Origin of the sequence: Streptomyces sp. NPDC088252 (assembly GCF_044740965.1) — a bacterium.
In the GTDB taxonomy this organism is placed as follows: domain Bacteria; phylum Actinomycetota; class Actinomycetes; order Streptomycetales; family Streptomycetaceae; genus Streptomyces.
The window spans coordinates 457,563-471,183 of sequence record NZ_JBIURS010000003.1 but is presented as its reverse complement, the minus strand read 5'-3'; the positions used below and the strand labels follow the sequence as shown (position 1 = coordinate 471,183).

The 13,621-nt window shown below is 71.0% G+C and carries 15 protein-coding genes; 8 read left to right on the top strand and 7 right to left on the bottom strand.

Annotation, left to right across the window (positions count from 1 at the left end):
- Positions 1-2: 2 nt before the first annotated feature.
- Both ACIOHC_RS09200 and ACIOHC_RS09195 read left to right on the top strand, forming a co-directional pair.
- Positions 3-689 carry a hypothetical protein gene (locus ACIOHC_RS09200; RefSeq protein WP_401842126.1) on the top strand — a complete coding sequence of 229 codons (687 nt, stop codon included), beginning with the start codon at positions 3-5 and terminating at the stop codon, positions 687-689.
- Between the two features lie 167 nt (positions 690-856).
- Positions 857-1,189 (top strand): DUF2516 family protein, encoded by a 333-nt coding sequence (locus ACIOHC_RS09195; RefSeq protein ID WP_351075332.1) that lies wholly within the window; start codon positions 857-859, stop codon positions 1,187-1,189.
- Here ACIOHC_RS09195 and ACIOHC_RS09190 read toward each other — a convergent pair.
- The 3 genes from ACIOHC_RS09190 to ACIOHC_RS09180 all read right to left on the bottom strand — a co-directional run bounded on the left by ACIOHC_RS09190 (position 1,171) and on the right by ACIOHC_RS09180 (position 5,080).
- Positions 1,171-2,568 carry a PP2C family protein-serine/threonine phosphatase gene (locus ACIOHC_RS09190; protein ID WP_401842122.1) on the bottom strand — a complete coding sequence of 466 codons (1,398 nt, stop codon included), beginning with the start codon at positions 2,566-2,568 and terminating at the stop codon, positions 1,171-1,173. The genes ACIOHC_RS09195 and ACIOHC_RS09190 overlap by 19 nt on opposite strands.
- 389 nt (positions 2,569-2,957) lie before the next feature.
- Positions 2,958-4,043, bottom strand: a complete 1,086-nt coding sequence (locus tag ACIOHC_RS09185; protein ID WP_401842120.1) for an NlpC/P60 family protein — start codon at positions 4,041-4,043, stop codon at positions 2,958-2,960.
- A 245-nt stretch (positions 4,044-4,288) separates the two neighbouring features.
- Entirely contained in the window at positions 4,289-5,080 is a 792-nt protein-coding gene (locus ACIOHC_RS09180; RefSeq protein ID WP_351075327.1) for a class I SAM-dependent methyltransferase, read from the bottom strand.
- A 193-nt stretch (positions 5,081-5,273) separates the two neighbouring features.
- Between ACIOHC_RS09180 and mshA the strand changes: the two genes are divergently transcribed.
- The 3 genes from mshA to ACIOHC_RS09165 all read left to right on the top strand — a co-directional run bounded on the left by mshA (position 5,274) and on the right by ACIOHC_RS09165 (position 9,173).
- Positions 5,274-6,626 (top strand): D-inositol-3-phosphate glycosyltransferase, encoded by a 1,353-nt coding sequence (gene mshA / locus ACIOHC_RS09175; protein ID WP_351075325.1) that lies wholly within the window; start codon positions 5,274-5,276, stop codon positions 6,624-6,626.
- Positions 6,619-7,146, top strand: coding sequence for a YbjN domain-containing protein (locus ACIOHC_RS09170; RefSeq protein WP_351075323.1), 528 nt, complete (start codon positions 6,619-6,621; stop codon positions 7,144-7,146). Before mshA ends, ACIOHC_RS09170 begins: the two co-directional genes overlap by 8 nt.
- A gap of 263 nt (positions 7,147-7,409) precedes the next feature.
- Positions 7,410-9,173, top strand: coding sequence for a glycosyl hydrolase family 28-related protein (locus tag ACIOHC_RS09165; protein WP_401842117.1), 1,764 nt, complete (start codon positions 7,410-7,412; stop codon positions 9,171-9,173).
- A gap of 25 nt (positions 9,174-9,198) precedes the next feature.
- Here the strand turns inward: ACIOHC_RS09165 and ACIOHC_RS09160 are convergent, their stop codons facing one another.
- The gene (locus ACIOHC_RS09160) at positions 9,199-10,209 is read right to left on the bottom strand and encodes a phosphotransferase family protein (RefSeq protein WP_401842114.1); all 1,011 of its coding nucleotides are present in this window, start codon (positions 10,207-10,209) and stop codon (positions 9,199-9,201) included.
- Positions 10,210-10,395: 186 nt separating this feature from the next.
- On the opposite strand from ACIOHC_RS09160, the gene ACIOHC_RS09155 reads away from it, so the two are divergent.
- Complete coding sequence (locus ACIOHC_RS09155) at positions 10,396-11,184, top strand: hypothetical protein (RefSeq protein ID WP_401842112.1); 789 nt, start codon at positions 10,396-10,398, stop codon at positions 11,182-11,184.
- Positions 11,185-11,306: 122 nt separating this feature from the next.
- Complete coding sequence (locus tag ACIOHC_RS09150) at positions 11,307-11,648, top strand: SCO0607 family lipoprotein (RefSeq protein WP_351075318.1); 342 nt, start codon at positions 11,307-11,309, stop codon at positions 11,646-11,648.
- 19 nt (positions 11,649-11,667) lie between these two features.
- On the opposite strand, the gene ACIOHC_RS09145 is transcribed toward ACIOHC_RS09150, so the two are convergent.
- Together ACIOHC_RS09145 and ACIOHC_RS09140 are read right to left on the bottom strand one after the other, a co-directional pair.
- Positions 11,668-11,910 (bottom strand): hypothetical protein, encoded by a 243-nt coding sequence (locus ACIOHC_RS09145; protein WP_351075316.1) that lies wholly within the window; start codon positions 11,908-11,910, stop codon positions 11,668-11,670.
- On the bottom strand, positions 11,907-12,155 hold the full coding sequence (locus ACIOHC_RS09140; RefSeq protein WP_093895895.1) for a hypothetical protein: 249 nt from the start codon (positions 12,153-12,155) through the stop codon (positions 11,907-11,909). Before ACIOHC_RS09140 ends, ACIOHC_RS09145 begins: the two co-directional genes overlap by 4 nt.
- 134 nt (positions 12,156-12,289) lie before the next feature.
- On the opposite strand from ACIOHC_RS09140, the gene ACIOHC_RS09135 reads away from it, so the two are divergent.
- Positions 12,290-12,937: a hypothetical protein gene (locus tag ACIOHC_RS09135; protein ID WP_401842108.1), complete on the top strand. Its 648-nt coding sequence runs from the start codon at positions 12,290-12,292 to the stop codon at positions 12,935-12,937.
- Positions 12,938-13,005: 68 nt separating this feature from the next.
- On the opposite strand, the gene ACIOHC_RS09130 is transcribed toward ACIOHC_RS09135, so the two are convergent.
- The gene (locus tag ACIOHC_RS09130; protein WP_351075313.1) at positions 13,006-13,194 is read right to left on the bottom strand and encodes a hypothetical protein; all 189 of its coding nucleotides are present in this window, start codon (positions 13,192-13,194) and stop codon (positions 13,006-13,008) included.
- Positions 13,195-13,621: the final 427 nt, after the last annotated feature.

The following is a 13,621-nucleotide window of genomic DNA, read 5'->3' as shown; positions in this document are numbered from 1 at the left end:
TCATGGCCATCACCGATGACCTGCGCAAGACCCTCACCGACCCGACCCCCCTCTACTTCGCCGCCGGTACGGCCGACCTCGCCGTCGAGCAGGCGCGCAAGGTCCCGGCGCTGATCGAGCAGCTGCGTGCCGAGGCGCCGGAGCGTATCGAGGCCGTGCGCAACGCCGACCCCAAGGCCATGCAGGAGAAGGTGACCTCGCAGGCCAAGGAGGCGCAGGCCACCGTGCAGGCCAAGGTCACCGAGGTGCTCGGGTCGTTCGACAGCGATCTGCGGAAGCTGGGCGAGAATGCCCAGGACCTGGCGCTGCGGAGTCTGGGAGTGGCCGCGGAGTACGCGGTCCGGGCCCGGGAGACGTACGAGAAGGTCGCCGAGCGCGGTGAGCAGACCGTGAGGAACTGGCGTGGTGAGACGGCCGACGAGATCGTCGAGATCGCCGTCGTCGTCGAGCCGCGCAAGGAGTCCAGGCCCACGGGCACCGCGAAGACGGAGTCGGCCGCCAGGCCTGGGCAGACCGCCAGGCCTGGGCAGACCGCCAGGCCTGGGCAGACCGCCAAGCCGGGGCCGGCCAAGCCCTCGCCCGCTCCGAAGGCCGTCAAGCCGGAGAGCAAGGCCCCGGCCGCGTCCGCCAAGAAGGCGCCCGCGCGCAAGCCCGCCGCGAAGAAGACCACTCCGCCGACCGCGAAGTAGGGTCGTTCGTCCGGATCGGCCCGGCACGATCCGAACGAGAGGTTCTGGGCCCCGGCGCCGCCGGGGTGTGTACGGGACAACGAGCCGGGCACCTTTCTGGGTGCCCGGCTCGTTGTCCCGGTACCTTGGCCGCGAGGCGCTCATCCATTCATTAGGCGGTGCACACCATGTTGCTCACAGGATTCAGCACACTCGTCTGGCTGCTCTACATGGTCATGCTCGTCCTGGCCGTGGTCGCCCTGTTCATGGCCGCGACGGCCCGTGAGGACGCCTACCGCGCCGCGGACAAGCAGAAGAAGTCCTTCTGGCTGATCATCCTCGGTATCACCGTCGCCGTGAATCTCTTCGTGCCGATGCTGTTCCTGCAGATCGCGGGACTGGTCGCGTCCATCGTCTTCCTGGTGGACGTACGACCCGCGCTGAAGGCGGTCTCGGGCGGCGGCCGGCGCGGCGGCTCCAGCAGTGACGGGCCGTACGGGCCCTACAACGGCGGGCGTTGAGCGTTCGCGGCGTGCGCGGGAGCCGTGGGTGAGACCGATTCGGGGCGCGGGTGCGGGATGCTCGCGCCCCGGTCGCCGTTCGTGTCCTTGCGCCGGATGAGTTCCTGGTCGCGGTCGAGCAGCAGGACCGCGACGTCGTCGGTCAGCTCGCCGCCGTTCAGCTCTCGGACCCGGGCGACCGCGGCCTCCAGGAGGTCCTCGCCGCCGAGCCCCTCCGCCAGCTGCTGGTTGATCATCGCGACCATTCCGTCCTGACCGAGCCGCTGGGTGCTGTCCGGTCCCACACGCCCCTCGATCAGCCCGTCCGTGTACATCATCAGGCTCCAGGAACCGCCGAGCTCCACCTGTCGGAGCGGCCATGCGGCATCTCCTGTTCGAAGCGCGCGGGGAAGGACGTCGCGAGGCAGCAGACCCAGGGCGGGGCCGCCGTCCTCGTACGGGAGAAGGCACGCGGTGCGGCCGTGCCGCGCGATCAGCGGGGCCGGGTGGCCCGCCAGGCAGAGGCCGGCGTGCCTGCCGTCGGGCGCGATGTCGACGGTGCACAGCGTCGCGAAGATCTCCTCGCTCTCCCGCTCGTGCTCCAGGACCTGCTGGAGCGTGGAGAGCAGTTCGTCGCCGCAGAGGCCGGCCAGGGTCAACGCCCGCCACGCTATACGCAGTTCCACGCCGAGCGCCGCCTCGTCCGGGCCGTGCCCGCAGACGTCGCCGATCATCGCGTGGATGGTGCCGTCGGGTGTGCGCACCGTGTCGTAGAAGTCTCCGCCGAGCAGCGCGCGGCTGCGGCCGGGGCGGTAGCGGGCCGCGAAGCGCAGATCGGAGCCTTCGAGCAGCGGGGTGGGCAGCAGGCCGCGTTCGAGGCGGGCGTTCTCCTGGGCGTGCAGCCGGGACTCGGTGAGCTGGTGCTGTGCCACGTCGGCGCGCTTGCGTTCGACGGCGTAGCGGATGGCACGGCTGAGCAGGCGCCCGTCGAGTTCGCCGCGGAAGAGGTAGTCCTGCGCCCCGACCCGTACCGCCTCGGCGGCCAGCTCGACGTCGTCCTCCGCCGTGAGGGCGAGGACGGCATGGCGCGGGGCGATCCGCAGGACGTGCTTGAGGACGGCGAGCCGGTCGGCCTCCTCCGCTCCTGTGGAGCGGGCTTCGCCGCCGGTCGGCAGGGCCAGGTCCAGCAGGACGCAGTCCACGTCGTCCGTGAGGAGCCGGCCCGCCTCGGTCAGGTTGCGGGCGGTGCGGATACGGACCCGGGTACCGGCCGCGGCCGGAAGCTCGGGGACGGTGAAGGTGCCCGCCGGGTCGTCCCCGATCACCAGAAGGGTGAGGTCTGCGCCGGGGGAGGTCTCCGCAGGGGGAACGGCGCGCGGCTGCGGTACGGGTACGGGCATCGGTTCGGGTTTCCTTCCCTCCCCCCGAGGGCGCGGCGGAGCGACGATCGACGACCCGCCAGACGGGGACCATAGCGGTCCGCGGCCGGGGAACGGAATGGCGTACCGCACGCGACCGCTGTCATATGCACCGGCATAAGCCGCGTCAGGTCACGGATCCGGCGAGATGAGCGGGGGCGGGGACGGAAGTGGGGGCATGACAAAGGTCACGCGGGGCGGTGGGGGTGGGTGGCGCGGGTCACTGCCGTGCGGGCCCGGTCCGCCGCCCGGACGGTTTCTCCGCCGGGCCGGGCGGCGTTCCCCTGTTTCGTGCGGCCGGTTTTTCCCTTTCCCTACGGTCGGCCGCCACCTCTCCGTACGGCCGGTGGCCGTGTGTTCGGAGGTGTCCGTCACTTGTCCGGGCGGACCACTCCGAGGATCTGCATCGAACCCGCACCCGCCAGCGTGACGTTTCGGCCGGGGCGGGGGGCGTGGACGATGGCGCCGTCGCCGATGTACATGCCCACGTGGCTGGCGTCGCTGAAGTAAATGATCAGATCGCCGGGGCGCATGTCCTTGATGTCGATGTGCTGGAGCAGCCGCCACTGCTCCTGCGAGGTGCGCGGGACGGGACGGCCCGCCGCCGCCCAGGCCTGGGACGTCAGCCCCGAGCAGTCGTACGACTTGGGGCCCTCGGCCCCCCAGACGTACGGCTTGCCGATCTGCGCCGTCGCGAAGGCCACCGCCTTCTTTCCGCTCGCGCTCGCCTCGCGGTTGATGTCCTTCAGCGCGCCGGAACTGAGCCAGGCCGTCTGGAGCTTGTACTGGGCCTCCTGCTCCAGCTTCAGCAGACGGGCCCGCTCCTCCTCCTTCAGCCGGGATTCCAGCTTCTTCGCCGCGGCGATCTGCGCGTTGATCTTCTTCTTGGTCTCGGCCTGTTCGAGGCGGCCGGCTTCGAGCTTCTCCCAGTTGGTGCTGGCGTCCTGGGTGTACGTCTCCAGGTCCTGCTGGGTCCTGGTCAGTTCGCCGAGGACGCCCTGGGCGGCCTGCTGGCCCTCCCTGACGCGGTTCACCCCGTCCAGGAACAGCTGCGGGTCGTCGCTGAGCATGAACTGCGCACCGGGCGGGAGCCCGCCGGTGCGGTACTGCTCGCGGGCCTGGGCGCCCGCCTGGGCCTTGAGCTCGGCGATCTTCGCCTGCCCCTGCACGATGGCCCGAGCCAGTTTGACGATCTCGCCGGACTGCTTCTTGGCCTTCTCCTCGGCGAGGTTGTACGCATCGGTGGCCGCCCCGGCCTTGCGGTAGAGGGCGTCGATCTCCTCGCGCACCTCTTCGAGGGTCTTCTTCGGCGCCTTCGGCGCCTTCGGCCCGGACTGGTGCTGTGTCACGGAGGGGGAGGGGGGTGCGGGCGCGGCGAACGCCTGGACCGGTGCGGTGAGTGCGGTCAGTGCGCAGACCAGAGTGATCGCCGCTGCGGCACAGTGACGTCGGTTCACGAGATCCCCCTCCGAATGAATCCAATGAATCTGATTTACCGTCAGTAACTTTTCGCCGTTGACGAGATCGTGCCATGCCGTACCGAAAAGCAACAGAGGCGCACAGGCGCTGTCCTGACGGTCACGGAGGTCGGCCTGCGCCCCGGAGCGCTCCCCGCGTCCCGGGGACCGCTCCCCATCTCAGGACGAACAATGCGCCGCCCGCGTTCCCGCCCGCCTCCCTGGACGTGGGTCCGCCGGGGCTGTCAGCGCGTGTCGGGCTGCCGGTCGGGCCGGAGCGCGGCCCACTTCACCGTGACTTCGCCCTGGCGCCACCGGCGTACCCCGTCGGTCAGCGGCCAGTCGCCCGACAGCGCCCGCACCGCCGTGATCCAGCGCTGCCGTGCGCCCAGCGAGGCGTACGGGGCGGCCGCGGCCCAGGCCCGGTCGAAGTCCCGGAGGAACGCGTGGACCGGTTCGCCCGGCACGTTGCGGTGGATCAGCGCCTTGGGCAGGCGTTCCGCGAGGTCGGAGGGGCGGTCCAGGGAGCCGAGCCGGGTCGCGAAGGTCACCGTGCGCGGTCCCTCGGGACCGAGCGCCACCCAAACGTGCCGTCGCCCGATCTCGTCGCAGGTGCCCTCCACCAGCAGCCCGCCCGGCGCGAGGCGTGCGCACAGCCGTTCCCAGACCGCGGCGACCTCGCCCTCGTCGTACTGGCGCAGCACGTTCGCCGCCCTGATGAGGTCGGGGCGCTCGGGGAGCGGGATCTCGAAGCCGCCGTGCAGGAAGGTGAGGCCCTCGCGTTCGTACGGTTTCGCCGCCGCGACCCGCTCCGGGTCGATCTCGATGCCGACCACGCCCGTGCGCGGCTCGGCGGTGCGCAGGCGCTGCAGCAGCTCGACGGCCGTCCAGGGGGCGGCGCCGTACCCGAGGTCGACGGCCACGGGGGCGGCGGCGCGGCGCAGGGCCGGGCCGTGGGTGGCGGCGATCCAGCGGTCCATGCGGCGGAGCCGGTTCGGGTTGGTGGTCCCGCGGGTCGGGGTGCCGATGGGGCGCATGCAAGCGAGCGTAACGATCCCGTGGGGTGCCGGGACGGCGCGGGTGCCGGGCAGGGGCCCGGCCGGGCGTGCGGCCCGCTCGCCGTAATGATTTGGTAAAGCGGAAATGAAAGGAGAGCTTCCGCTGTTGCAGCCCTCGAAAGGGGCTCCAGTCCCTTCGCTGTCATGCCCTGAGTGAGGAGGACCGGACGACGTGAGTCAGTACGTCTCCCGGCTCGGCAGCAGCCGTGTCGCGCCGCGTCTCAGGTTCCCCGCAGCCTTCCCCGGCGGCCACCGCAGACCTCGTCGCATCGCGATGCTCTCCGTGCACACCTCTCCGTTGCACCAGCCGGGCACGGGTGACGCGGGCGGCATGAACGTCTACATCGTGGAGCTGGCCAAGCGCCTCGCCGCGATCAACATCGAGGTCGAGATCTTCACCCGGTCCACCACCGGCGGGCTGCCCCCGGCGGTCGACCTGGCTCCCGGCGTCCTGGTCCGCCACGTCGACGCGGGGCCGTACGAAGGCCTGGCCAAGGAGGAGCTGCCCGCCCAGCTCTGCGCCTTCACGCACGGCGTCATGCAGGCGTGGGCCGGCCAGCGCCCCGGCTACTACGACCTGGTCCACTCCCACTACTGGCTCTCCGGCCACGTCGGCTGGCTCGCCACCCAGCGCTGGGGCGTCCCGCTCGTCCACGCCATGCACACCATGGCGAAGGTGAAGAACGCGGCGCTCGCGGAGGGCGACACCCCCGAGCCCGCCGCCCGCGTCATCGGCGAGACCCAGATCGTCAGCGCGGCGGACCGGCTGATCGCGAACACGGCCGAGGAGGCGGACGAGCTCGTCCGCTTCTACGACGCCGATCCCGGGTCCGTCGCCGTCGTCCATCCCGGGGTCAACCTCGATCGTTTCCGCCCCGCCGACGGGCGCGCCGCGGCCCGAGCGCGCCTCGGACTGCCGCAGGACGCCCTGATACCGCTCTTCGCGGGCCGCATCCAGCCGCTGAAGGCCCCGGATGTGCTGCTGCGCGCGGTCGCCGCCCTGCTGGACCATGACCCCTCGCTGCGCACCCGGATGGTCGTACCGGTCGTCGGCGGGCCGAGCGGCAGCGGGCTCGCCAAGCCGGAGGGGCTGCAGAAGCTGGCGGCACGGCTGGGCATCGCCGATGTCGTACGGTTCCACCCGCCGGTCGGGCAGGACCGGCTCGCCGACTGGTTCCGGGCCGCGTCCGTACTGGTCATGCCCTCGTACAGCGAGTCCTTCGGCCTGGTCGCCATCGAGGCCCAGGCGGCGGGCACCCCCGTCGTCGCGGCTGCCGTGGGCGGCCTTCCGGTGGCGGTGCGGGACGGGGTCAGCGGCTTTCTGATATCGGGGCACGACCCACAGGCGTACGCGCGGGCGCTGGCCCGGTTCGCCGAAGCGCCGGAACTGGTCGCCCGGATGGGGACCGCCGCCGCCGCGCACGCCCAGGGCTTCGGCTGGGACACCGCCGCCTCCGCGACCGCCGACGTGTACACGGCAGCGGTGCAGGAACATCGCCGTCGCGTACGCTCGCACCATGGCTGACGTACCCGATCGAGCGGTGACGACGCAGGTCGCGCAGATCGCGCAGATCATCGAGGCGACCCTGAGGGACGCCGGGCTCGAATGGGAGAGCCCCGAGTCCGGCAGCTACGTCGTCAAGCTCCCCGGTACACGGAAGCTGTCCACCACCTGCTCGCTACGGGTCGGCAGGCACTCGCTCTCCCTCAACGCCTTCGTCGTCCGCCACCCGGACGAGAACGACGCGGCGGTCCATCGCTGGCTTCTGGAGCGCAACCTCCGTCTCTTCGGAGTGAGTTACGCGATCGACCGGCTGGGCGACATCTACCTGGTCGGCAAGCTGCCGCTCTCCGTGGTCACCCCGCAGGAGCTGGACCGGCTGCTCGGTACGGTCCTGGAGGCGGCCGACGGCTCGTTCAACACCCTGCTGGAGCTGGGCTTCGCGAGCGCGATCCGCAAGGAGTACGCGTGGCGGGTGTCGCGCGGCGAGTCCACTCGGAACCTGGACGCGTTCACACATCTGACCCAGCGCTCCGAACGCTGACCCGCTGACCATCGTGGGCGGCTCGACCGAATCGGCCGAACGGCCCGCCCCAGTGGCTCGGTCGGCCGACCGGGCCGGCCGACCGGAACGACCGGGCTGGGCCGACGTCTTCTGCTGACGTCCTCCGGCGGCGTCGTTCGCCGACCCCCTCCGGGCGCCCTCGGTTCGGTTCCCTGCTGAAGATTTCCCCGGTGCATGCCCCTTTCGCCGCGCCGGGGCGTCGTGGCATGCTCACCGCCGACGCAGATATGAACGTTGTTCACATGTCTGAAGGGCGGCTCGGATTCATGGCGACCATGGGAAACATCAGCAGACGGGGGCTGCTCGGCGGCGCCGTGGCCGTCGCGGCGACGGCCACCGGCGTCATCGGCGGCGGCACGGCGTCCGCCGCCACCCGCGACACCACGTCCGGTACGGGGCGGGCGACCACCGTGAGCCGGGGGGCCACCGCGGCCGGCCCGCGCGCCACCCCGCTCTGGCGGGAGTTCGCCGCCGCCCCCTTCACCCACCCCCAGGTCCCGTTCATCGGCCGGGCCGGCTACCGCGGCGGTTCCGAGCTGCCCCGCCGCAAGGGCCGCGGCTTCGTCGCCGATGTCCTGGACTACGGCGCGAAGCCGGACAACTCCGCCGACGCCGCCCCCGCGATCAACCGTGCCATCGCCGCTGCCGGAGAGCGCGGCGGCGGCACGGTGCTCATCCCCGCCGGCACGTACCGCATCGACGACATCATCCGGATCGGCCACAGCGATGTGGTGGTCCGCGGTGCGGGAAGCGGACGTACCAAGCTGTACGCGACCAGGAACCTCACCGAACTGATCGGTGTGTACGGCAGCCGCTACGGCGGCGACAAGTCCAGCTGGTCCTGGGCGGGCGGCCTCATCTGGCTCTGCCCGAAGGAACGTTGGAGCTCCCTCACCGAAGCGATCAGGGCCGGGGCCTGGCCCTTCGAGGGCTGGACCGGCAACCGGCGCGACGAGTGGCGGACCCTGACCACCGTCGCCCCCGCCCGCCGGGGCGACCGCTCGATCACCGTCCACGACACGTCGAAGCTGAAGCGCGGGGGACTCGTCCTGCTCCGTCTCGCCGACGACGCCGGCCACACGCTCCTGGAGCACATGGCGGGCGGCGGCCCCGGCCCCGAGGCGTACTACTGGGACGACAAGACCAAGCTGACGTCGTACGTCCCCTACGAGTGGCCGGTCCGCGTCACCTCGGCGCACGGACGCCGGGTCACGCTGGAGCGCCCGCTTCCGCTCGACATCCGCCCCGAGTGGGACCCGCGCCTGACCACGCTCGTCACCCCGCTGACCGGCTCCGGAGTCGAGGGCCTCACGCTCGAAGCGGTCGAGACCCCGCAGTCGCAGCATCTGCTCGACAAGGGGTACAACGGGGTCGCGTTCCAGTGCGCGTACGACTGCTGGGCCGACGACGTCACCGTCCGTCATGTCGACAACGGCTTCGGGCTGGTCGGCGCGTCCGCCTGCACCCTGCGCCGCACGCGGGTCGGGGGGCGTGGCTCGCACCACCCGTACTACTGCCGTGAGGGTTCGCACGACAACCTCATCGAGGACTTCACGATCGAGCGGCGCACCGTACCGGCGCCCGCCGGAACCCAGCTGCACGGCATCAACGTCGAGGGCCTGTCCAGCTACAACGTCTGGTCGCGCGGGGTGATGGAGATGGGGACGTTCGACTCCCACCGCGGCATGCCGTTCGCCAATGTCCGTACCGACATCACCGTCGACAACAACGGGCGCCACGGCGGCGACGCGAGTGCGGGACCGCTCTTCGGCGCCCGGTTCACGCACTGGAACATCCGGGTCACCAACGGGCGGGCCGGTCTGATGCGGATCGACGGGCTCGCCCCGTACAGCGCGACGGTCGGCGTCAGCGAGGTCACGGAGTTCGACCAGATCGACGTCCCGGACTTCACCGGAGATCTGCACACCCGGCTGGAGGCGTACGGCACACCGGAAGCGGTCCGGCCGTCCAATCTGTACGAGGCCCAGCGGGCCTTGGACTGCTGAGGACGAGGGGCGGCGGGCGCTGCGTTCAGCCCCCGGTGCGCAGTGCCGACTCCACGTCCGCCAGGGCCGATTCGAGCTGTGGGGCGACCTCGGTCCACGCCCACTCCCGCTCCTCCCGGGACGCGCGGCGCGGGACGGTCTCCACCAGCATGATCAGGTAGAGATAGCAGCGGTAGAGCGCCAGTCGCAGCCGCACGGACGCGTCGAACGCGATTCCGCGCCCGTCTCCCTCCGCGTACCCGGCGAGGAAGTCCGCGTCCTCCTCCATGTTCCCGAACAGCGCGAGCGATACGAAGTCGGCGACCGGGTCGCCCCAGAACATCCGCTCCCCGTCGATGACTCCGCCGATGGTGCGCGCGCCGGGTTCCCCGTCGACGAGAAGGTTGCCCTGCCACAGGTCGAAGTGGACCAGGGCGGGCCGGGTGACGTCGTCGAGCACGGGCGACGCCGCGGCGAGCAGCGCGCGGATACCGGCCGTCGGGCGCGGCAGCCGGGCGCGGTAGGTGTCCGCGTCGGCGAGGACGGCGTCGGTCATGGCGGTGAACGCCTGTCGCCAGGTCGGGGCGAGCGGGCCCACGGCCCGTCCCGGATAGCCGAAGCCGCCGGACCCCGTGACGGAGTGCAGCCGGGCGACGATCCGCCCCAGGTCGCCGCGGAGCCGGCGCCCTTCCGCGGCGGACAGGGAGTCGGGGGTGAACTCGTTCCAGGGCCGGCCCGGACAGGCCGACATGATCACGTACGGGCCGGTCGGGGCGTTCGGGTCGAGCTCGCTGTGCAGGACGCGGGGGATGACCGTCGAACCGGCCGCCCGGGTGTAGAACTCGACCTCGTTGACCAGGAGATCGCGCTCATAACTCATCAGGGTTCCGGCCGTCGCGGGCGGTGGCGTCTTCACCACCCAGTCGTCGCCGTCGGTGAGAGTCACACGGGTGACGGCGTTGAACGTTCCTCCGGCGAGGGGCGCCCGTGCGGCTATCCGGTCCGTGGTCACGCCAACTGAGCTGAGGACGGCAGAGGTTGTGTCATCTGTCGGCATGTATGGAATTGCCCCTCTGTGTTGCGGTCCGGTGGAGGTCGCGGCGGCCTGGGGCGCCTTCACGGGGTGATCACGGCGCCGTCACGATCGCATCCCGTGCCCCCTTTGATTGATCATCAAACCAACTCCCGCTCATAGAGTGAGCAAAACCCGAAGAATCAGCTCAGAGAGACGGATCCCCGGACCATGCGACCCACCGTCATACGCCGTACCGCCGTTGCCGCCAGCACGGTGTGCCTGGCCCTGCTCGCCACCGCCTGCGGCGGCTCGGACTCCGGGTCCGGGTCCGGCGACAAGAGTGCGGACGCCAAGGGCAAGGACTCCGCCGCGAAGCCGGCCGCCAAGGCGCTGACCGCCGCCGAGCTGGAGAAGGCCGCGCTGGCCCAGGGCGACGTCAAGGGTCACAGGATCTCCAAGGCCGCGGCCAAGGACGTGGTCTCCGTCGACGACATCAAGGTCGCGAAGGAGGTCTGCGCTCCGCTGGCCGACGCGCTGATGGGCGCCCAGGTGGGTGAGCCGGGCGCGTTCACCAAGCGGACGGTGGTCAGCGAGCCCAAGAAGGGCAGCATGGACAAGCAGGACACGGACGCCGAGGGTGCGTTCAAGGCGGCGTTCGACATCACGACGACGCAGCTCGCCCTCGGTTCGTACGACGGCAAGGGCGCGGAGGAATCGGTCGCCGCGCTGCGCACCGCCGCCACCGAGTGCGCGGGCGGGTTCGACTTCACGGCGGCCGGCGAGAAGCAGAAGGTCAGCAAGATCACCGAGGAGAAGGTCAAGGGCGGCGAGGACGCGGCCGCCTGGACGGTCCAGCTGGAACAGGACGGGGAGAAGGTCCAGCTGAAGCTCGTGGCCCTGCGCCAGGGCCCGTCGTTCGCCTCGTTCTCCTCGATGAACCTGGCCGCGATGGGTGGTGGCGGAGACTTCGAGCTGCCGACCGCGGTGGTCGAGGCGCAGGCCGCGAAGCTGGCCTGAGGCCCCGGACCGGGGGCGGGAGAGGCGAGTACCTGACGTCCCGCAGGTGAGTACTCGTACTCATGATCGGTGTTTCGCGCTCCGGGCAGGCTGGTAGTACCAGTCAGCAGCGAGGAGCGAACATGTACAGGATCAGCCGACTCGGCCGGGTGGCGTCCGCGAGGAGCGGGCGCCGCCTGAGCCGTTCCGCAGCCGGGCTCGCCCTGGCCGCCGCGACCGTCGCGACGCTGACCACGGGCTGCTCGGTGCAGGACGCGACCTGCGGCGGCGGCGAGTACCCGGTCATGACGATCGGGGGCACCGGATCGGCCTGCGTGTCCGACGACGAGGACCCGCCGAAGGGGTACGTCCGGTACCCGAAGGACAAGGTCCCCGAGCACGTGGACGACAAGTGGGACGTGTACTGGCGGACCCACAGCGTGGACAAGGACGGCCGGATCATCGAAGTCCCGGCCGGTTCCTAGGAGTCGGGCCGGTACCGGATCAGGGCAGCGGGACGAGCCTCACCACGGTGACGATCAGGACGGACCCGGAGACGTAATAGAGCACGATGGCCCCGGCGACCGTCGCCTCGCGGCGGTCGCGCTCGCTCTTGACGGCCGACGACCCGTGCCCGTACGGGTCCAGACCCAGGGTGCGGGCCATCTCGTTCCGGAAGGTCTCGCCGTCGCGCATCTTGGCCAGGGAGTCGTCGGCGGGCGGGGCGTAGGAGATACGGAAGCTCAAGCGACCGTCCGCCTTTCGGCCTCGTCCTGCGCCAGCCGGTCCAGGATCTTCTCGGCCTCCGGATCGGGGACGGCCTCCAGCATCCAGTGCCGCATGACCGCCTGGATCTCGCTGACACCGGCGTCGTTGATGGCGCGGTCGAACTCCTCGCGTCTCTCCTCGGGCAGGGTGGCCCGGATGTCCGGAATGCTGTTGGGCACGTCGACTTCGGCGCCGCCGACGTAGGTCTTCAGGGGCTCGCCCATGGTTGCTCTCCCCGCTCTCCTTGCTCTCCGCACGGCCCGTCAGGTCGGCTCCGTCCTTGTACGGTCCGGTACTTGGGTCACGTTAGCGCCAGGGCCCGCGACGGACGAGGAACCCCGCGCGATACGTTCGCACCGTGACAGGTACATCGTGGGACATATTGCTGATCGGTGGAGCGTCCGGCATCGGAAAGAGCCGGGTCGCCGCCCAACTCGCGGATGACGCGGCAGGTTTCGTGGTCGAGTTCGACGACGTGGTCGGCGCCGTCGAAGCCATGACGACGGCCGAACACCACCCCGCCGTCCATCACTTCGACGACATTCCCGACACCGAACTGCTCACCGTCGAGCACGTGCTGGACCTCCAGATCGCCACCGCTCGGGCCCTGGAGCCCGCGGTGCTCGGCGTCGTACGCAACCGCCTGACCGTCGATGTGCCCGCCCTGGTCGAGGGCGACTACCTCACCCCGACGGCGGCCGTGGAAGCGATCCGCGAGGGGCGGACGGCCGGTCGCCGTGTGCGGGCGGTGTTCCTGCACGAGGAGGACCCGGACCGGATCACCGCCAACTACGCGGCGCGGGAGCCCGAGTGCGGGGAGCAGACGCATCGGGCCCGGGTCAGCGCGGCGTACTCGCGGTGGCTCGGCGATCAGGCCCGCCTGCACGCTCTGCCGGTGGTCGCCTGCCGCCCGTGGGACACGCTGGCGGCGCGCATCGGGTCGGCCCTGGACGGGGAGAAGGACCGGTTCGGGCCGCCGGAGGTTCCCGGGGCTCCCGGGGCATGAGGAGGCGTGAGGGCGGCGGGGCGCCGGAAACACGGCAGGGCCGACAGTGCATGGGCCACGGCCCGTGGCTAACGCTTCAGTGACCTGTACCGCTTGAGGAGGGTGGCGATCCTGTCCCGGTCCGCGCCGCCGTTCAGTTCGGTGAGGAGGTCATCGGGGCAGAGCTCGTAGTGGTCGCCCCACCAACGGCCTCCCTTGTTGTCCCAGATGCGACAGCCGCCCGGCACGCCTCCGGCCACATACCGCGTCCTGCTCACAGCGCCTGCCAGTACGGATGCGGGACCGAGTCGGGGTCTACGCCTTCTCGATGGCCTCGAAGATGTCGGCGTCGGTCTCCTGCTGCCAGGACGGAAGGTCGGACCAGTCGGCCACGTAGCCGGGCTTCGGGTCGTCGAAGTGCTTGAACATCTGGGCCGTCCAGCAGGTCGCGACGAACCGGCTCTTCTCGGTAGACCCCGTGTGCCGACCGGTGCACCGGTCGGCACACGCACGGTGGGCAGCCGACCGGATTGGTCAGGACCACCAAAGGGTCGCCTTCCCGTACTTGAGTCGTCTGCTCCCAGGTGCGTCCGGAGTTTCGGGATACCCGCATCGTCATCAGCACGCGGCGCTCGGCGTCCGGTACCGGTGTCACCGTAGGGACCCTTCGATCTGAACGATGTTCTGTCCGTTTGCCATGACGGG

Bases quoted from the DNA above. Each gene is read 5' to 3' on its own strand.
- ACIOHC_RS09195 (WP_351075332.1), top strand. From the start codon at position 857: ATGTTGCTCACAGGATTCAGCACACTCGTCTGGCTGCTCTACATGGTC.
- ACIOHC_RS09160 (WP_401842114.1), bottom strand. From the start codon at position 10,209: ATGCCGACAGATGACACAACCTCTGCCGTCCTCAGCTCAGTTGGCGTG.
- ACIOHC_RS09140 (WP_093895895.1), bottom strand. From the start codon at position 12,155: ATGGGCGAGCCCCTGAAGACCTACGTCGGCGGCGCCGAAGTCGACGTG.
- ACIOHC_RS09180 (WP_351075327.1), bottom strand. From the start codon at position 5,080: ATGCGCCCCATCGGCACCCCGACCCGCGGGACCACCAACCCGAACCGG.
- ACIOHC_RS09190 (WP_401842122.1), bottom strand. From the start codon at position 2,568: ATGCCCGTACCCGTACCGCAGCCGCGCGCCGTTCCCCCTGCGGAGACC.
- ACIOHC_RS09200 (WP_401842126.1), top strand. From the start codon at position 3: ATGGCCATCACCGATGACCTGCGCAAGACCCTCACCGACCCGACCCCC.
- ACIOHC_RS09150 (WP_351075318.1), top strand. From the start codon at position 11,307: ATGTACAGGATCAGCCGACTCGGCCGGGTGGCGTCCGCGAGGAGCGGG.
- ACIOHC_RS09155 (WP_401842112.1), top strand. From the start codon at position 10,396: ATGCGACCCACCGTCATACGCCGTACCGCCGTTGCCGCCAGCACGGTG.
- ACIOHC_RS09170 (WP_351075323.1), top strand. From the start codon at position 6,619: ATGGCTGACGTACCCGATCGAGCGGTGACGACGCAGGTCGCGCAGATC.
- ACIOHC_RS09165 (WP_401842117.1), top strand. From the start codon at position 7,410: ATGTCTGAAGGGCGGCTCGGATTCATGGCGACCATGGGAAACATCAGC.